The sequence below is a fragment of the Kitasatospora sp. NEAU-CNBT7 genome (assembly GCF_057220535.1).
On the sequence record NZ_JBXQQB010000025.1, the window covers coordinates 72439 to 91033 of the forward strand.

Here is an 18595-nt window from a genome sequence, read left to right on the forward strand (position 1 = left end):
TGCCCACCCCCTGCCTTCCGGACGTGAAGGCAGCCGCCACGCCCCCCACCCTTTTCGCACTACCCCTTCGCGCCCGGGCCGGCGCGCGGGCGGCCGTGCCGCGCCCGGTAGCGGGCGGCGCGGAACGAAGGAGATGGTTCACGTGACAGGCGCACCCGTACTGGCGTTGCGCGGGGTCTCCAAGCGCTTCGGCGCCGTCCAGGCGCTGACCGATGTTCAGCTGGAGGTCCACGCCGGCGAGGTGGTCGCCCTGGTCGGCGACAACGGCGCCGGCAAGTCGACCCTGGTGAAGACCATCGCGGGCGTCCACCCGATCGACGAGGGCGTCATCGAGTGGGACGGCAAGCCGGTCGGCATCAACCGCCCGCAGGACGCCCAGCACCTCGGCGTCGCCACCGTCTACCAGGACCTGGCGCTCTGCGACAACCTCGACGTGGTCGGCAACCTCTTCCTCGGCCGCGAGCTGAAGAAGTTCGGCACGCTCGACGAGGTCGGCATGGAGAAGCGCGCCAAGGAGCTGCTCGACACCCTGTCGATCCGCATCCCCAGCGTCCGCATCCCGATCGCCGCGCTCTCCGGCGGCCAGCGCCAGGTGGTCGCCATCGCCCGCGCCCTGGTCGGCGACCCGAAGATCGTCATCCTGGACGAGCCCACCGCGGCCCTCGGCGTCGAGCAGACCGCCCAGGTGCTCGACCTGGTCGAGCGGCTCCGCGAGCGGGGCCTCGGCGTGATCCTGATCAGCCACAACATGGCCGACGTCAAGGCCGTCGCCGACACCGTCGCGGTGCTGCGCCTCGGCCGCAACAACGGTGTCTTCGAGGTGGCCTCCACCTCGCACGAGGAGATCATCTCCGCCATCACCGGCGCCACCGAGAACGCCGTGACCCGGCGTCAGGCACGTCTCGCGGAGGACGCGAAGTGACCACCAACCAGACCACCACCGACACGCCGCCGGCCGCGATCGACCCCCGGCTGCTGGTCCGCGAGGCGGGCTTCGCGGGCTACCTCGAAGAGTTCAAGCGGAAGATGAAGAGCGGCGACCTCGGCTCGGTGCCGGTCGTGCTCGGACTGATCCTGATCGCCGCCATCTTCCAGACCGTCTCCGGCGACTTCCTGAACGCCGACAACCTCACCAACATCACCAAGTGGATCGCCGGCCCCGGCCTGATCGCGGTCGGCATCGTCTTCGTGCTGCTGCTCGGTGAGATCGACCTGTCGCTCGGCTCGGTGGCCGGTGTCTCGGCCGCCATGGCCTCGGTGCTCTCGGTGCGCTCCGGCCTCAACGAGTGGCTGGCCGTCCTGATCGCGATGGGCGTCGGCATCGGCATGGGCGCCCTGCACGGCTTCTTCTTCGCCAAGATCGGCGTCCCGGCCTTCGTGGTCACCCTGGCCGGCATGCTGGCCTGGATGGGCCTGCAGAACTCCGTCCTCGGCGACAAGGGCACCGTCAACCTGCTCAACGACGGCGTGATCGCCAAGCTCGACACCTACTTCCTCGGTGACGGCGACGTCTTCTTCACCTGGGCCTTCGCGCTCCTCGGCATCGCGCTGTTCGGCGCCGGCCAACTGATCGACAGCCGCCGCCGCTCGGCCGCCGGCCTCGCCGCCCGCCCGATGAGCGAGATCGCCCTGCGCACCGGCGTGATCGCGGTGATCGGCCTGGTCGCGGCGTACATGCTGAACCAGGACCGCGGCCTGCCGCTGCCCCTGGTGGTCTTCTTCGGCATCGTCGTGGTCACCGACTTCGTGCTGCGCCGCACGTCCTACGGCCGGCAGATCTTCGCGGTCGGCGGTGGCGTCGAGGCGGCCCGCCGCGCGGGCATCAACGTCGCCTGGGTCCGGATCTCGGTCTTCATGATCTCGGCCGGCATGGCCTCGCTCGGCGGCCTGTTCATCGCCTCCCAGCAGGGTTCGGCGGACAAGCTGCTCGGTGGCGGCAGCGTGCTGATGAACTCGATCGCCGCGGCGGTCATCGGCGGCACCAGCCTGTTCGGCGGCCGCGGCAAGACCTGGTCGGCGCTGCTCGGCATCCTGGTGATCCAGTCGATCATCACCGGCCTGGACCTGGTCCACGTCAACCAGGCCATCCAGTACATGATCACCGGCGCGGTCCTGCTCGGCGCGGTGGTCCTGGACTCGGTCTCGCGCCGGACCCAGAAGTCCTCCGGCCGCGGCTGACAACCGCCGTACGGTGTGAGGCTCGGCACCCGAACCATTCGGGTGCCGGGCCTCGTCGTGTCGGTGGAGGGTCCATCGGTGCTGATGGGACGGCGTCGGACGACCGGCCGCCGGCCCGGACGCCACCGGTGCGATCAGTACGACAACCGCCGTGCCGCATGGCGTCCGGCAGGCGGACATTAGACTCGACCGGTCAAGGGTGTGCCGGCCCCGCGCCGAAGCACCCCGCACCCACGGGCGACGCCGCCCGTCGGGCTCGTCCCGGGCCCGGGAACTTGTGAACGAGGAGGAACGGGTGGCCCTGCTGACCCGCATTAGGGGACCGCGCGATCTCGACCGGCTCACCCCGGCGCAGCTGGCCGCACTGGCCGAGGAGATCCGCGGCTTCCTGGTCGAGGAGGTCTCCAAGACCGGTGGCCACCTCGGCCCCAACCTCGGCGTGGTCGAGCTGACCATCGCGCTGCACCGGGTCTTCGACTCGCCGCGCGACCGCATCCTCTTCGACACCGGCCACCAGAGCTACGTCCACAAGCTGCTCACCGGCCGCCAGGACTTCTCGCAGCTGCGGATGAAGGGCGGCCTGTCCGGCTACCCGTCCCGCGCCGAGTCCGAGCACGACGTGATCGAGAACTCGCACGCCTCCACCGTGCTCGGCTACGCCGACGGCCTGGCCAAGGCCAACCAGCTCCAAGGCCACAAGGACCGCCCCGTGGTCGCCGTGATCGGCGACGGCGCGCTCACCGGCGGCATGGCCTGGGAGGCGCTCAACAACATCGCCGACGCCAAGGACCGCCCGCTGGTCATCGTCGTCAACGACAACGAGCGCTCCTACTCGCCGACCATCGGCGGCCTCGCCAACCACCTCGCCACCCTGCGCACCACCCAGGGCTACGAGCGCTTCCTGTCCTGGGGCAAGGACGCGCTGCAGCGCACCCCGGTGGTCGGCCAGCAGCTGTTCGAGACGCTGCACGGCGCGAAGAAGGGCCTGAAGGACTTCATCGCCCCGCAGGGCATGTTCGAGGACCTCGGGATCAAGTACATCGGCCCGATCGACGGCCACGACCTCACCGCCCTGGAGTCCGCGCTCACCAAGGCGCGCGGCTTCGGCGGCCCGGTGATCGTGCACTGCCTGACCGAGAAGGGCCGCGGCTACCACGCCGCCGAGAACAACGACGAGGACCGCTTCCACGCGGTCGGCGTCATCCACCCGGAGACCGGGCTGCCGATCAAGACCGCGGGCAAGGACTGGACCTCGGTCTTCGGCGAGGAGATGGTCGCCCTCGGCCGCGAGCGCAAGGACATCGTCGGCATCACCGCCGCGATGCTGCACCCGGTGGGCCTGGCGCCGTTCGCCAAGGCCTTCCCGAACCGGATCTTCGACGTCGGCATCGCCGAGCAGCACGCCGCCGTCTCCGCCGCGGGCCTGGCCACCAACGGTCTGCACCCGGTGGTCGCGGTCTACGCGACCTTCCTCAACCGGGCCTTCGACCAGGTCCTGATGGACGTCGCCCTGCACAAGCTGGGCGTCACCTTCGTGCTCGACCGGGCCGGGGTCACCGGCACCGACGGCGCCTCGCACAACGGCATGTGGGACATGTCGATCCTCCAGGTCGTCCCCGGGCTGCGGCTGGCCGCCCCGCGCGACGCCGACCAGCTCCGCGCCCAGCTGCGCGAGGCCGTCGAGGTCGACGACGCGCCCACCGTGGTCCGCTACTCCAAGGGCACCGTCGGCCCCGCGGTCCCCGCCGTGGGCACCGTCGGCTCCATGGACGTGCTGCGCGAGAGCGAGCCCTCGGACGACGGCCGCCGCGCCGACGTGCTGATCGTCTCGGTCGGCGCGATGGCCCCGCTCTGCCTGGAGCTGGCCGACCTGCTCGCCGCCCAGGGCATCACCGCCACCGTGGTCGACCCGCGCTGGGTGAAGCCGGTCGACCCGGCGCTGCCCGGCCTCGCGGCCGAGCACCGGGTGGTCGTCACGGTCGAGGACAACGGCCGGGCCGGCGGCGTCGGCTCGGCGGTCGCCCAGGCCCTGCGCGACGCCGACGTCGACCTGCCGCTGCGCGACTTCGGCATCCCGCAGCAGTTCCTGGACCACGCCACCCGCGACCAGATCCTCGCCGAGATCGGCCTGACCGCCCCGGACATCGCCCGGCAGGTCACCGCACTGGTCGCCCGGCTCGGCGCCGAGGCCGTCCAGGCCTGACCGGCCCGCCCGACCCGGCCGGCCCCGGGAGCGGTACCGCCGCTCCCGGGGCCGCTCCGCACCCGGCGCCGGGACCGCCCGGGGGACCCGGGGCCGGACCCGCCCGGGCCCGGATCGCCGCTCCGGGAACCGTCGTCCGTGACCGGACCATCCGTACCGATGCCGGGACCGCCGGCGCCCGCCCACTGACCGCCCGGTAGGTTGTCACTCGTGCCCATCAACACCAGCCGCCTCAGCGCCGCCCTGACCGCACGCGTACCCGAACGCGTCCGGACCGGGTACTGGACCAGGGTGGTCCCGGTGCTCGCGCTGATCGCGGTGGTCACCCACCTCCCGTCCTTCCTGCGGCCGGTGTGGAGCCCCGACGAGGGCTACCTCGCGACGCAGGCCCGGATGCTGGCCGACGGCGGCGTGCTGTACGACACCGTGGTGGACCGCAAGCCCCCGCTGCTGCCCTGGCTGTACGAGGCCTGCTTCGCGGTCTTCGGCTCGGCCTCGCTGTGGCCGCTGCGCACCCTGGCGATAGTCGCCCACCTGGTCACGGCGGTCCTGCTGGCCTCGCTGGCCCGCGGCCGCTGGGGCAACCGGGCCGGAGCCGCGGCGGGCGCGTTCTACCTGCTGCTGTCCATCGGGCTGTCCCCGGAGGACACCCAGGCGGCGACCTTCGAGGTCTTCATGCTGCCCGCCATGGTGGCCGCCTTCCGGTACGCCGAGCGGCGGCGCTGGCTGGCCGCGGGGATCGCGGTCGCGCTCTGCTCGCTGACCAAGCAGACCGGCGGGGCGGTGATGCTGCCGGTGCTGTGGATGCTGTTCCAGGACGTCCGGCACCGCGGGGTGCCCTGGCGGCCCGCGCTGTTCAAGACCGCCTTCGGCTTCGCCCTGCCGATAGCGCTGGTCGCGGCCATCCTCACCAAGCCCAAGGGCTTCCTGTTCTGGGTGGTCACCGGCAGCGGGGACTACGCCACCCTCGGCTCCAACTGGCTGCAGATGCTCGGCCGCGCCCTCGGCAACTCCGGCATCCTGCTCGCGGCCGGCCTCGGCTTCCTCGCCCCCGTCGGGTACCGCTTCTGGCTGCGGCGGCGCGGCACGCTGCCGACGGCGCAGGAGGAGCACGGCTCCACCAGCGACCTGTGGATCTGGCTGCTGTCCTCGGTGGTCGCGGTCAGCGTCGGGTTCCACTTCTTCGGCCACTACTACCTGCAGCTGATGCCGCCGCTGGTGCTGCTGGGCGTCGGCGCGGTCTCCACCTCGGCGGTCCGCTGGCGGCCGGTGGCCGTCTACTCGGCGGTCGCCGCGACCTTCTTCTGGGGTCTCGCGGTCTTCTGGCCCGGCCAGCGGCTCTACCAGACCACCGAGGTCGCCACCGCGGTCGCCGCCCAGACCACGCCCAAGGACACCGTGCTGGTCTGGGGCATGCACCCCGAGCTGTACTGGCTGGCCGACCGCCGCCCGGTCTCCCGCTACCTGACGGCCGGCTTCCTGACCAACTTCAGCGGAGGCAAGGACGGCCGCCAGGTCGGCGAGCAGTACAGCGTCTCCGAGGCCTGGCAGACCTTCGACGCGGAGCTCGCCAAGGGCTACCCCGAGGTGGTCGTCGACGACTCCGGCACCGCCCCGTACAACCCCGAGCTGGTGCCCCGGATCGAGAGCCTGCTGGAGTCCCACTACGAGGTCGTCGGCATGACCGGCGACACCGTCATCTACCGCCTCAAGCGCTGACCCGCACGCCCGCCCCGGGGGCGCGTAGCGGCACCTCCCGGGCGGGGCCCGGGGGAGAACCGCGCACCCGCCCCGCCGCCCCTGACGCACCGCCCCCGCCGTACCGCCCCCGGACATGCGAAACGGCGGAGCAGCCCCCGCCGGGGCCACTCCGCCGTCCGTCCCTCAGGCCGTGGGTCAGGCCGGGATCGAGGCCACACCCGGGGCGAGGAACCGCTTCCCGTTGACCCGCTCCGAGACACCCTCACGGTCCAGGTACGGGGTGATCCCGCCCAGGTGGAAGGGCCAGCCGGCGCCGGTGATCATGCACAGGTCGATGTCCTGCGCCTCGCCGACGACGCCCTCGTCCAGCATCAGGCCGATCTCCTGCGCGACGGCCTCCAGCGCCCGGGCGAGGACCTGCTCCTCGGTCAGCACGGTGTCGCCGAACGACAGCAGCGCCAGCACCTCGGGGTCCAGCACCTGCTGGCCGTCCTGCCACACGTAGAAGCCCCGCTTGCCGGCCTTGACCAGCTTGCCGAGGTTCTCGGAGACGGTGAACCGCTCCGGGAACGCCGCGGCCAGCGTCTCCGACACGTGCAGCGCGATGGCCGGGCCGACCAGCTCCAGCAGCACGATCGGCGACATCGGCAGGCCGAGCGGCAGCACGGCCTTCTCGACCGTCTCGATCGGGGTGCCCTCGTCGATGGCGCCCTGGATGGCGTCCATGAAGCGCAGCAGGATCCGGTTGACCACGAACGCCGGGGCGTCCTTGGTCAGCACGGCCGTCTTCTTGAGCTTGCGGGCGACCCCGAACGCGGTGGCCAGCGAGCCGTCGTCGGTCTTCTCGGCGCGGACGATCTCGAGCAGCGGGAGGATCGCGACCGGGTTGAAGAAGTGGAAGCCGACGACCCGCTCCGGGTGCTCCAGCTTCGACGCCATCTCGGTGACCGACAGCGAGGACGTGTTGGTGGCCAGGATGGTGGTCGGCGCGACCACCGCCTCCAGCTCGGCCAGCACGTTCTGCTTGACGCCCATCTCCTCGAACACGGCCTCGATCACGAAGTCCGCGTCCCCGAAGGCGACGGCCTTGTCCAGGTGGCCGGAGACCAGGCCCTTGAGCTTGTTGGCCTTGTCCTTGCCGATCCGGCCCTTCTCCAGCAGCTTGTCGATCTCGCCGTGGACGTAGCCCACGCCCTTGTCGATGCGCTCCTGGTCGATGTCGGTCAGGACGACCGGCACCTCCATCCGGCGGGCGAACAGCAGCGCCAGCTGGGAGGCCATCAGACCGGCGCCGACCACGCCGACCTTGGAGACCGGGCGGGCCAGCGACTTGTCCGGCGCACCGAACGGCTTCTTGGCCCGGCGCTGCACCAGGTTGAAGGCGTAGATGCCGCTGCGCAGCTCGCCGCTCATGATGAGGTCGGCCAGGGCCGCGTCCTCGGCGTCGAAGCCGGCCTGCAGGTCCTGGTCCTTGACCTGGGCGATGATGTCCAGCGCCTTGTACGCGGCGGGGGCCGCGCCGTGCACCTTGGAGTCGGCGACCAGCCGGCCCCAGGCGACGGCGTCGTCCCAGGCCTTGCCGCGGTCGATCTCCTCGCGCGCCACCTCGGTGGCGCCGGTGAGCACGGAGGCCGCCCAGTTCAGCGACTGCTCCAGGAAGTCGGCCGGCTCGAAGATCGCGTCCGCGATGCCGAGCTCGAACACCTCCTTGCCCTTGAGCTGCTTGTTCTGGCTCATCGAGTTCTCGATGATGACCTTGACGGCCTTGGCCGGGCCGATCAGGTTCGGCAGGATGGTGCAGCCGCCCCAGCCCGGGACCAGGCCGAGGAAGACCTCGGGCAGCGAGAACGCCGGGACGCCGGAGCTGACGGTGCGGTAGGTGGCGTGCAGGCCGACCTCGACGCCGCCGCCCATCGCCGCGCCGTTGTAGAAGGCGAAGCTGGGGACGGGCAGCGCGGCGATCCGCTTGAAGACGTCGTGGCCGCCCTTGCCGATGGCCAGCGCGTCGCTGTGCTCCTTGAGCACCTCGACGCCCTTGAGGTCGGCGCCGACCGCGAAGATGAACGGCTTGCCGGTGATCGCGACGGCGACGATGTCACCGGCGGCGGCCTCGGCCTCGACCTGGTCCAGCGCCTCGGACAGCTTGGCCAGCGAGCCCGGGCCGAAGGTGGTCGGCTTGGTGTGGTCGAAGCCGTTGTCCAGGGTGATCAGCGCCAGCTTGCCGGCCGCGAGCGGCAGGTCCAGGTGGCGTACGTGCGCGGTGGTGACGACCTCGCCGGGGAACAGCTCGGCGGCGCGCTTCAGCAGCTCAGTGGTGCTCATGGTCACTTACCACCCTCGAAGTGCGGGTTCTCCCAGATGATGGTCCCGCCCATGCCGAAACCGATGCACATGGTGGTCAGGCCGTACCGGACGTCGGGGCGCTGCTCGAAGCGGCGGGCCAGCTGGTTCATCAGGCGCACGCCCGAGGAGGCCAGCGGGTGGCCGAAGGCGATCGCGCCGCCGTACGGGTTGACGCGCTCGTCGTCGTCGGCGATGCCGTAGTGGTCCAGGAACGCCAGCACCTGGACGGCGAACGCCTCGTTGACCTCGAAGGCCTGGATGTCGTCGATCGTCAGGCCGGCCTTGGCCAGCGCCTTCTCGGTCGCCGGGACGGGGCCGATGCCCATCACCTCGGGCTCGACGCCGGCGAAGGCGTACGAGACCATGCGCATCCTGACCGGGAGGCCGAGCTCCTCGGCGACGTCCTCGGCGGCCAGCAGCGAGGCGGTGGCGCCGTCGTTGAGACCGGCCGAGTTGCCCGCGGTGATGTTGCCGTGCGGGCGGAACGGGGTCTTCAGACCGGCCAGGTTCGCCATCGTGGTGCCCGGGCGCATCGGCTCGTCCGTGGTCGCCAGGCCCCAGCCGGTCTCGCCGGCGTCGGGGTTGGTGTTGCGGATCGCGATCGGCACCAGGTCGGGCTGGATGTCGCCGTTGGCGTACGCCTTGGCGGCCTTCTCCTGGGAGCGCACGGCGTAGGCGTCGCAGCGCTCCTTGGTGAGGTGCGGGAAGCGGTCGTGCAGGTTCTCGGCGGTCATGCCCATGAACAGGGCGGACTCGTCGACCAGCTTCTCCGAGACGAAGCGCGGGTTCGGGTCCACGCCCTCGCCCATCGGGTGGCGGCCCATGTGCTCGACGCCACCGGCGACCACGATGTCGTACGCGCCGAAGGCGATGCCGCCCGCGGTCGCGGTGACGGCGGTCAGCGCACCGGCACACATCCGGTCGATGGAGTAGCCCGGGACGGACTTCGGCAGGCCGGCCAGCAGCGCGGCGGTGCGGCCGATGGTCAGACCCTGGTCGCCGATCTGCGTGGTGGCCGCGACGGCGACCTCGTCGATCCGCTCGACGGGCAGGTTCGGGTTGCGGCGCACGAGCTCACGGATGCACTTGACGACGAGGTCGTCGGCCCGGGTCTCGTGGTAGATGCCCTTCGGGCCGGCCTTGCCGAACGGGGTGCGGACGCCGTCGACGAAGACGACGTCCCTCGCGGTACGAGGCACGGGGGCTCTCCTCCCAGGGGGACATGACGTTGGACGCAGGGATCGGCTCACGGGTGGAGCTGCGCTGCTTCACGGTCATGCTACCCGCCGGTAACTAGGTTGCCCATAGCCGACCACCGGTTCGGCCCGTGTGTCCCCGGACACGTGCCCGCGGGAAGCGGCGAGGGGGCGCCGGGAAGACTCCCGGCGCCCCCTCGCGGCGGGCCCGCCGCTACTCGGCCGAGGCCGGCGCCGGCGGCTCGACGAAGGCGGCGGCCAGCGCCGGACCGACCAGGTCGACCTGCCACTGGCGGGCGCCGAGCCGCCGCAGGGCCGCCGAGACGTGCTCCGCGCTCGCGTCGGCCGGCGGCTCCCAGGCCACCCGGCGGACCAGGTCCGGGGTGATCAGGTTCTCGGCCGGCAGGTTGTGCTCCTCGGCCAGCGCGGCGACCGCGGCGCGGGCGGCGGTCAGCCGGGCCGCGGCGACCGGGTCCTTGTCGGCCCAGGCGCGCGGCGGCGGCGGCCCGTCGTGCGGGGCGGAGGACGGCGGCAGCTGGTTCTCCGGGATCTCCCGGGCGCGCTGGAGGGCGGCCAGCCACTGGTCCAGCTGCTTGCGGTTGACCCGCGGCCCGAAGCCGGAGACCGCCAGCAGGGCGGGCGCGTTCAGCGGCATCGCCAGGGCGGCGTTGACGATCGCGACGTCGGGCAGCACCCGGCCGGGGGAGACGTCCCGCTCCCGGGCGATCCGGTCGCGGGCCTGCCAGAGTTCGCGGACGGCGGCGAGCTGGCGCCGGCGGCGGACCTTGTGCAGCTGGGAGGTGCGCCGCCAGGGGTCGACCCGCGGTGCGGGCCGGGGTGCGTCGGCCAGCGCGGCGAACTCCTCCAGCGCCCAGCCGAGCTTGCCCTGGGCGTCCAGCTCCCGCTCGAGCGCGTCCCGCAGCTCGACCAGCACCTCGACGTCCAGCGCGGCGTACCGCAGCCACGGCTCCGGCAGCGGACGGGTGGACCAGTCCACCGCGGAGTGCTCCTTGGCCAGCGAGAGGCCGAGCACGTTCTCGGTCATCGGGCCGAGCCCGACCCGCGGGAACCCGGCCAGGCGCCCGGCCAGCTCGGTGTCGAACAGCCGGCGCGGACGCATGCCGACCTCGGAGAGGCACGGCAGGTCCTGGGTGGCGGCGTGCACCACCCACTCGGTGTCGGCCAGCGCCTCGCCGAGCCCGCTCAGGTCGGGACAGGCGATCGGGTCGACCAGCGCGGTGCCGGCCCCGGCCCGCCGCAGCTGGATCAGGTAGGCGCGCTGGCCGTAGCGGTAGCCGGAGGCCCGTTCGGCGTCCACGGCGACCGGACCGGTGCCCGCTGCGAAGGCCGCGACCGTCGCGGCCAGCGCGTCCTGGTCCGCCACCACGGGTGGCAGCCCCTCCCTCGGCTCGAGGAGCGGGACCGGGGCTGTCTCTTCTGGGATGGCTGCTACGGCGTCGGTCACCCCCCAAGGGTACGACGGTACCCGCGCCCGGGAGTGTTGTCGGACTGGTCAGACCGGGTTCCGACATATGCCCCGGGCGCGGGCGGGCAGGTCGCAGGGGGATGGACGGTGAAAAAGACGGCGGCCCGGAGGAAACGTTCCTCCGGGCCGCCACCACTGTGTCGGGCATGTGTGGACCGGGTCAGTGGATGATGCCCGTCCGCAGCGCGACGGCGACCATGCCCGCCCGGTCGCCGGTGCCGAGCTTGCGGGCGATCCGCGCCAGGTGGCTCTTGACCGTCAGCGCGGACAGGCCCATGGCGACGCCGATCGCCTTGTTGGACTGGCCCTCGGCGACCAGCCGGAGCACCTCGACCTCGCGGCCGGACAGCTCGCGGTACGCGGAGGACTGCGTCCCGGGTGCGCCCGGCGCACCGGGCGCACCCGGGGCTCCGGCGGCGCCGGGGACGCCCGGCATGCCGGGGCGGCGCATCCGCCCGGCCATCCCGGCCGCGCCCAGCGGCATGCCGGGACGGCCCGGCATCGCCACGTTGGTGCGGGTGCCGGTGACCACGTATCCCTTGACGCCGCCGGCCAGCGCGCTGCGGACCGCGCCGATGTCGTCGGCGGCGGACAGCGCCAGACCGTTCGGCCAGCCCGCGGCGCGAGTCTCGGCCAGGATGGTCAGCCCGGAGCCGTCGGGCAGGTGGACATCGGCGATGCAGATGTCGCGGGGGGTGGTGACCCGGGGACGGGCCTCGGCGATCGAGGAGACCTCGATGACGTCGCGCACACCCAGGGCCCACAGGTGGCGGGTGACGGTGTTTCGGACGCGCGGGTCGGCGATGACCACCATGGCGGTGGGCTTCGTCGGACGGTACGCGACCACGTTTGCGGGGTGCTCGAGAAGGACCGACACCAGGCCTCCTGTGGGGAGTGGCGGACGGAACCCCGAGGGGGCGGTCGGAGTGTTCCGCGTGTGGAAAGGGTCACTGACACCTTCGGCAGCATGCGTGCCCGGCTTTAGCGAATGATCACGATCTAGTGAGTAACAATACGGACAATTCGCGCAGATGACTGATACGACATGCCCGGAAATCGCACAGGCTCGATCGTTTCCGAAGCCCGATGGTCGCGTCTGGCCAGGTAATTGACACAGAGCGCGACGGAAGTCACACTCCGTCAGCCCTGCGGGTGGCGCTGCGGTGAGCGCGGCGTGACGTCCCTCAGTGGGGGCGCGGGCGACGGCGCGCGGGCATCGGCACCACTCCGCCGAGTGACGGGGCGTCGGCTGCCGGGAGCGGCGCGGGCACCGCCGGCGGCAGGCCGGCGCAGATGCACAGCAGGTCGCCCCAGGCGGCCAGGTGCCGTTCGAACCGGCCGTCGGACGGGGTCCAGGAGGCGCGCAGTTCGATCTCGGTGGACGAGGGCCGGTCGGCGAGCGCGCCGAAGTACTGCGAGGCGCAGTGGCTCACCGTGCCGCCCGGCGCGGTGTACCCGGCGCCGTGCGCCTGCAGCGCGTCCATCAGCCAGGACCAGCCGACCTCGGAGAGCATCGGGTCGCCGGCCATCTCCGGCTCCAGCTCGGCCCGGGCCATGGTGACCACCCGGAAGTCCCCGTTCCAGGGCTCCTGGCCGGCCGGGTCGTGCAGCAGCACCAGCCGGCCGTCGGCCAGCTCCTCGCCGTCCACCTCGACCGTGGCGCCGATCGCGTACGCGAACGGGGCCAGCCGGCGCGGCGCGGGCGTGGCGGACAGCACGAGCTCGGGGCGCAACCTCGCCCCGGCCAGCGCCTCGACCGCGTCCTGGAACTCGATCGGCGCCGACTCCTTGCCCGTTCCTCCACCGTGTGCGGGGTGCCCGCCGACCGCTGCCATGGTCTGAAGACTAGGTGCCCCGGCGCCGCATTCCGAGCACCTTTCGCAGGTCCGGCGTGCCGGAGCGGCCGCGCGAGGGCGCATCCCGGCCGCATCTTGGACGAAAGCACCACTTCCCGGGGCCGGGCGCGCGCGGGGCGCGTGCGAAGATTTGGAGCGTGAGCGAGACTTCCGCGGCCACCCCCGCAGCCCAGACCGGTCAGCAGCCCCTCGCGCGCCGGGGCGCCGCGTACGACTCCGCCTTCCTGCGGGCCGCCCGCGGCGAGCCGGTGCCGCACACCCCGGTGTGGTTCATGCGGCAGGCCGGCCGCTCGCTGCCCGAGTACCTGAAGGTGCGCGAGGGCATCCCGATGCTGGACTCCTGCATGCGGCCCGACCTGGTCAAGGAGATCACCCTGCAGCCGGTGCGCCGGCACAAGGTGGACGCCGCGATCTTCTTCAGCGACATCGTGGTGCCGCTCAAGGCCGTCGGCATCGACGTCGAGATCAAGGGCGGCGTCGGCCCGGTGATCGCCGACCCGATCCGCACCGCCGCCGACCTGCAGCGGCTGCGCCCGCTGGAGCCCGACGACATGCCGTACATCACCGAGGCGGTCGGCCTGCTGGTGGACGAGCTCGGTACCACGCCGCTGATCGGCTTCGCCGGGGCGCCGTTCACGCTGGCCAGTTACCTGGTCGAGGGCGGCCCGTCGAAGAGCTACGAGAACACCAAGGCGATGATGTACGGCGCGCCCGAGCTGTGGGCCGAGCTGGTCGACCGGCTGGCCGTCATCACCTCCGCCTTCCTGAAGATCCAGATCGAGGCCGGCGCCTCCGCGGTCCAGCTCTTCGACTCCTGGGCCGGCGCGCTGGCCCCCGAGGACTACCGCCGCTCGGTGCTGCCCGCCAGCGCCAAGGTGTTCGACGCGGTCGCGCCCTACGGCGTGCCGCGGATCCACTTCGGCGTCAACACGGGTGAGCTGCTCGGACTGATGGGCGAGGCCGGCGCGGACATCGTGGGCGTCGACTGGCGGGTGCCGCTGGACGTCGCCGCCGAGCGGGTCGGCCCCGGCAAGGGCCTGCAGGGCAACCTCGACCCGGCCGTCCTGTACGCCCCCACCGCGGTGGTCGAGGCCAAGGCCCGCGAGGTGCTGGACGCCGCGGCCAAGGCGGTCGGCGACAGCCACCACATCTTCAACCTCGGCCACGGCGTGATGCCGAGCATGGACCCGGACGCGCTGAGCCGGCTGGTCGCCTTCGTACACGAGGCCTCCGCCCGCTGAGCCCGCGCGGGCCCGGCCCGTCCCTGACCGCCCGGCCGCCCCGCCCCCGTGGGGCGCGGCCGCCGGGCGGCGCCGTCGGATCAGTTCGGCGGGGCGGCGTCCTCCGCCGGGGGCGCCGGCGGTGTTTCCGGTACGGCGGGCGCCGCCGGAGCGGCCCACGGGCCGGCGCCCGTCACCCGGACCGGGGCGGCCGCGCGCACGGCGGCGGGACGCGCGGAGCGGCGCCGCAGCAGCACCCGGACCAGGACCCCGACCGGTACGGCCACCAGCAGGAACGGCGCGACCGCCGCCAGCGCCACCAGCACCCCCTGGACCAGCAGCACCAGGACGTGCCAGCCGCCCGCGGCGGCGTGCCCGACCGAGGCCGCCAGGCCGGTCCTCTTCTTCGCGGCGGGCGGCGGCGCCGGCGCGTGTTCGGTGTGCAGCTCCAGCGTGATGGTGGAGAACGAGGTCCGCGCCGACAGCTCCTGCTGCTGGCGCTTGAGCGACTCCAGGTCGGCCTCGCGCCGGCTCAGCTCGCTCTCCAGCGAGACCACCTCGGCCAGCGTCCTGGCGTCCGCCATCAGCGCCCGGACCCGGTCCACGCTGGCCTGCTGGGTCTTCACCCGGCTGTCGACGTCCACCATCTGCTGGGTGAGGTCCTCGGCCTGGCTGGTCAGCCGGAGCGTCCTGGTACCGAGCGCGGCCAGCTGGTCCAGCATCCGCTGGTGCCCGGCGGAGGGCACCTTGAGGGTCAGCTGGGCGTCGCCGGCGGACACCGACTGGCTGCCGACGTAGCCGCCGGCCGCCTGCACCGCGTCGGTGGCCGCGGTCACCGTCCGGCCGACGTCCTGCACCTCCAGGCTCAACTGGGCCTTGTACTCGATGTACTTGGGGTCCACCGCCGGGGCCTGCGCCGCGCCGCCCCCGGACTGCTTCGCCTCGGCCGGCGCCTTGCCGTCCGCCGCGGCCGGCTGCCCGCCGCCCGGAGCGGCCGCGGCCGGCGCCGCCGCCCGGTCGCCCGCCGCCGACTTCGTGCTCCCCGACTCCGCCGAGCAGCCGCTCAGCAGGAGCACCGCCGCGACCCCCACGGCTGCCGCGATTCTTCGTCCCGTCACGATTCCAGGCCCTCCCCGTTGTTCTCGGCCGCGCCCGCCGTGGGCGCGTACTGCGGGTTCGACGCAGTCGCCTCCCCGCAGGATCCCGTCGGTTGATCCCAACCTGGTCACGTACCGGACGCGTTCGGATGTAGACCGGGAGGCGGGAACGGCATCGGCGGGGACTGTTCACCGGATTCGCGCTCCAGGCCCACCGGGTGGCGACCGGTCGGACCGCGCCGCCGGCGCCGGGCCCTCGCCCACCCCGCCCGCGGACGGCACCCCGCGGGCGGCCGCCGGGAGGAGAGCGGGCACGTCCGGGACCTGCGCGCCGCGGCGGCCGAGGGCGGGCTCAGCCGCGCGCCGTCTGCGCCACCACCCACGCCAGATAGCCGGGACTGCCCGCCGTGACCGGCGTCGCCAGGACCTCCGGGGTGTCGTACGGGTGGCCTTCCACCAGGTGCGCCTCCAGCTCCGGATAGCGTGCCACGGTGGTCTTGAGCACCACCCGCCACTCCCGGGCCGTCTCCAGCTCGCCCTGCCAGCGGTAGACGGAGGTGATCGGGCCGTCCACCTGGGCGCAGGCGGCCAGGCCCGCGGTCACGGCGGAGCGGGCCAGCGCGGCCGCGAACTCCGCGCTGTCGGTGGTGGTCGTCACGGTCAGCACGTCGGTCATACCGCGATCCTGGCACCCCCGGGTGGTCCCGGTCTCCTTCCGTCCGTCCGCCGGACCCCGCCACCGCGACCGGTCTACGCTGCCGGGCAGATGATCGTCCGTCGACATGGACCGGGGGCAGGGATGACCGAGCGGCTGGCAGTGGTGTCGGGTGGCGGCAGCGGGATCGGGCGGGCCGTCGCCGGCCGGCTCGCCGAGGACGGCTGCCGGGTGGTGCTGCTCGGCCGCCGGGCCGAGCCGCTGGAGCGCACGGCCCGGGAGATCGGGCGGCGGACCGGGCCCGGTACGGCCCTCGCCGTCCCCGCCGACCTGACCGACCCCGGGCAGGTGGAGGCCGCGGCCGACCGGATCCGGGCGCTCGGGCCGGTCGACGTCCTGGTCAACAACGCCGGTGCGATCATCACCCCGCCCGCCGACGGCACCCTCGCCGCCCTCGCCGACTCCTGGCGGCGGGACCTGGACACCAACCTGCTCACCGCGGTGCTGCTCACCAGTGCCCTGCAGGGTTCGCTGCGCCGGCCCGGGGCCCGGCTGGTGGTGATCAGTTCGGCGGCCGCCCAGCGCGGCGGCGCGGGCCCGCACTCGGCGGGATCGTACGCGGCGGCCAAGGCGGCGCTGCACGGCTGGGCGTTCGGCCTGGCCCGGCAGCTCGGTCCGGACGGTGTCACGGTCAACGTGCTCGCCCCCGGGTACGTCGCGGACACCGAGATCTTCGGCGCCGGCTGGACCCCGGAGTTCCACGCCGGCAAGGTCGCCGACACCCTGGTCGGCCGGGCCGGCACCCCGGCGGACGTCGCCGCCGCCGTCGGCTACCTCGCCTCGCCCGACGCCGGCTACCTGACCGGCCAGGTCATCGGCCTCAACGGCGGCGCGGTGCTCGGCCGCTAGACCGCGGACCCCGCCCGCCCGCCGGGCTGTCGGTGCGGCGCACTAGCATCCCCGGCATGACCACCCAGGGCACGGCCGCGGCCGGCTACCGCATCATCGGCGCGGCCGAGGCCGAGGCCCGCTTCCACGTCTCGGCCGAGGTCGAGTACCCCTACCGGGAGTTCGCCGACGAGCAGGAGATCCGCCTCTACGAGGGCGGGCTGGAGGTCCCCGGGGACCTGGCGGCGGAGAGCGACGGCGACTGGGTCCCGTACAACGTCATCGTCGACGGCGATCTGGCCGTCGGCGGCGCGCTGGACTGGTGGGACTCGGCGGGCGGCAACTTCCTGCTGGTCACCGGCGATCTGACGGCCCGTGCGGTGCTGCTCTCCGGCTGCCCCAACGTGGTGGTCCGCGGCGATCTGACCGCCGCCGACGGCGTCCAGGGCAGCTACGGCGACGACGGCGGCCTGCTGGTGGTCGGCGGCCGCACCACCGCACCGGTGGTCATCAGCGGCCTGTACTTCTCGATGTCCTTCGGCGAGCAGCCCGCCGCGCTGCTCGCCGCCGACCCCCACCGCACCGACCACCCGGTCGACTTCACCGACGACGAACTGGACCAGGTCGTCCTGCCCGCGCTGCTGGACGCCGACGGCGACGTGGACCTCCGCCGCACCGCCGCCGAGCTGCGGGCCGGCCGGCCCGTGCTGCGGCCCGGCGTCCGGCCCGCGCACCTGGCCGCCCTCGACGAACTGGACGCCCTGCTCGTCCGCGCCGACGGGATCACCGAACTCGACCTGTCCGGGCGCAAGCTGCGCGGACTCCCGGAGCAGCTGTTCCGCTTCCCCGCGCTGCGCTCCCTCGACCTGTCCGACAACCCGGACCTCGGCAGCCTCGACCCGCGCCTGGGCACCCTGACCGCCCTGCGCGAGCTCGACCTCTCCGGCACCGGGCTGCGCCGGCTCCCCGACGCCGTCGGCGACCTGGCCGAGCTGCGGGTGCTGGACATCTCCGGGAACCACTTCGAGGCGCTGCCCGACCGGCTCGGCGCCCTCGCCCGGCTGGAGGTGCTGCGCGCGGCCGACCTGAGCTGCGCGGTGCCCGAGGCGCTGGCCGGCCTCGGCGCGCTGCGCGTGCTGGACCTGTCCGCGCTGCAGCCGGGCGGGTACGACGACCCGGTCGCCTTCCCGCTGCCGGTGACCGCCCTGACCGGCCTGCGCGAACTGTCCCTCGCCCGCACCTGGCTCACCGAGGTCCCGGACGCGCTGCTGGCCCTGACCGAGCTGGTCCACCTCGACCTGCGCGGCTCGCTCTCGGCCGGCCTCCACCGGCTGCCGGACCTCGCCCGGCTGCCGCACCTGCGGGTGCTGCGGCTGAGCGGCCACACCCCCTGGGCGTTCCAGCCCGAACCGGGCCACGCGCTGCTGGACGCGGTGTGGGGCATCACCACCCTGGAGCACCTGGAGATCGACCGCTGGGGCGAGAAGAAGCACGGCGGCCGGATCCTGCGGCCCGCCCTCACCGCCCTGCCCGACGACGCCTTCGCGGCCATGCCGGGCCTGCGCCGGCTCGACCTGTCCTTCAACGAGCTCACCACGCTGCCGGAGTCGTTCTTCGCGCTGCGCCACCTCGAGGCCGCCGACCTGCGCTGCACCCGGCTGGACCACCGCACCGCCGAGCGGGCACGCACGGTCTTCCCGCTGCTGCGGTCGCAGCTGCGGGAGTGAGCCGCCCGGGCTGGTTCGTGGCCGGTCCGTAAGACCTGGAAGACT

At 73.3% G+C, this 18595-nt stretch carries 14 protein-coding genes; 7 read left to right on the forward strand and 7 right to left on the reverse strand.

What is annotated here, in order from left to right; all coding sequences use genetic code 11:
• The first annotated feature begins 133 nt into the window (after positions 1–133).
• The 4 genes from AC2TEW_RS27385 (at position 134) to AC2TEW_RS27400 (ending at position 6100) form a co-directional block, all read left to right on the forward strand.
• A complete protein-coding gene (locus AC2TEW_RS27385; RefSeq protein ID WP_063794507.1) occupies positions 134–922 on the forward strand; it encodes an ATP-binding cassette domain-containing protein in 789 nt (262 codons plus the stop codon).
• Positions 919–2178 (forward strand): sugar ABC transporter permease, encoded by a 1260-nt coding sequence (locus AC2TEW_RS27390; protein ID WP_484626029.1) that lies wholly within the window; start codon positions 919–921, stop codon positions 2176–2178. Before AC2TEW_RS27385 ends, AC2TEW_RS27390 begins: the two co-directional genes overlap by 4 nt.
• A gap of 295 nt (positions 2179–2473) precedes the next feature.
• The gene (dxs, locus tag AC2TEW_RS27395; RefSeq protein WP_484626030.1) at positions 2474–4381 is read left to right on the forward strand and encodes a 1-deoxy-D-xylulose-5-phosphate synthase; all 1908 of its coding nucleotides are present in this window, start codon (positions 2474–2476) and stop codon (positions 4379–4381) included.
• A 210-nt stretch (positions 4382–4591) separates the two neighbouring features.
• Positions 4592–6100 (forward strand): ArnT family glycosyltransferase, encoded by a 1509-nt coding sequence (locus tag AC2TEW_RS27400; RefSeq protein ID WP_484626031.1) that lies wholly within the window; start codon positions 4592–4594, stop codon positions 6098–6100.
• 177 nt (positions 6101–6277) lie between these two features.
• Here AC2TEW_RS27400 and AC2TEW_RS27405 read toward each other — a convergent pair whose 3' ends face one another.
• The 5 genes from AC2TEW_RS27405 to AC2TEW_RS27425 all read right to left on the reverse strand — a co-directional run bounded on the left by AC2TEW_RS27405 (position 6278) and on the right by AC2TEW_RS27425 (position 12942).
• The gene (locus tag AC2TEW_RS27405; protein WP_484626032.1) at positions 6278–8404 is read right to left on the reverse strand and encodes a 3-hydroxyacyl-CoA dehydrogenase NAD-binding domain-containing protein; all 2127 of its coding nucleotides are present in this window, start codon (positions 8402–8404) and stop codon (positions 6278–6280) included.
• A 2-nt stretch (positions 8405–8406) separates the two neighbouring features.
• Positions 8407–9624 carry a thiolase family protein gene (locus tag AC2TEW_RS27410; protein ID WP_484626033.1) on the reverse strand — a complete coding sequence of 406 codons (1218 nt, stop codon included), beginning with the start codon at positions 9622–9624 and terminating at the stop codon, positions 8407–8409.
• Between the two features lie 211 nt (positions 9625–9835).
• Positions 9836–11086: an HRDC domain-containing protein gene (locus AC2TEW_RS27415; RefSeq protein ID WP_484626034.1), complete on the reverse strand. Its 1251-nt coding sequence runs from the start codon at positions 11084–11086 to the stop codon at positions 9836–9838.
• Positions 11087–11267: 181 nt separating this feature from the next.
• Positions 11268–11984: a response regulator transcription factor gene (locus AC2TEW_RS27420; RefSeq protein ID WP_033824426.1), complete on the reverse strand. Its 717-nt coding sequence runs from the start codon at positions 11982–11984 to the stop codon at positions 11268–11270.
• A gap of 307 nt (positions 11985–12291) precedes the next feature.
• The gene (locus tag AC2TEW_RS27425; RefSeq protein WP_033824427.1) at positions 12292–12942 is read right to left on the reverse strand and encodes a DUF3000 domain-containing protein; all 651 of its coding nucleotides are present in this window, start codon (positions 12940–12942) and stop codon (positions 12292–12294) included.
• 245 nt (positions 12943–13187) lie between these two features.
• On the opposite strand from AC2TEW_RS27425, the gene hemE reads away from it, so the two are divergent.
• Entirely contained in the window at positions 13188–14204 is a 1017-nt protein-coding gene (hemE, locus tag AC2TEW_RS27430; RefSeq protein ID WP_484626075.1) for a uroporphyrinogen decarboxylase, read from the forward strand.
• 80 nt (positions 14205–14284) lie between these two features.
• Here hemE and AC2TEW_RS27435 read toward each other — a convergent pair whose 3' ends face one another.
• On the reverse strand, positions 14285–15301 hold the full coding sequence (locus AC2TEW_RS27435) for a DUF4349 domain-containing protein (RefSeq protein ID WP_484626035.1): 1017 nt from the start codon (positions 15299–15301) through the stop codon (positions 14285–14287).
• Between the two features lie 331 nt (positions 15302–15632).
• The gene (gene cutA, locus AC2TEW_RS27440) at positions 15633–15956 is read right to left on the reverse strand and encodes a divalent-cation tolerance protein CutA (protein ID WP_484626036.1); all 324 of its coding nucleotides are present in this window, start codon (positions 15954–15956) and stop codon (positions 15633–15635) included.
• Between the two features lie 123 nt (positions 15957–16079).
• Here cutA and AC2TEW_RS27445 point away from each other — a divergent pair, with 123 nt between their 5' ends.
• Both AC2TEW_RS27445 and AC2TEW_RS27450 read left to right on the forward strand, forming a co-directional pair.
• Positions 16080–16844: an SDR family NAD(P)-dependent oxidoreductase gene (locus tag AC2TEW_RS27445; protein WP_484626037.1), complete on the forward strand. Its 765-nt coding sequence runs from the start codon at positions 16080–16082 to the stop codon at positions 16842–16844.
• Positions 16845–16900: 56 nt separating this feature from the next.
• Positions 16901–18550, forward strand: coding sequence for a leucine-rich repeat domain-containing protein (locus AC2TEW_RS27450; protein WP_484626038.1), 1650 nt, complete (start codon positions 16901–16903; stop codon positions 18548–18550).
• Positions 18551–18595 lie beyond the last annotated feature (45 nt).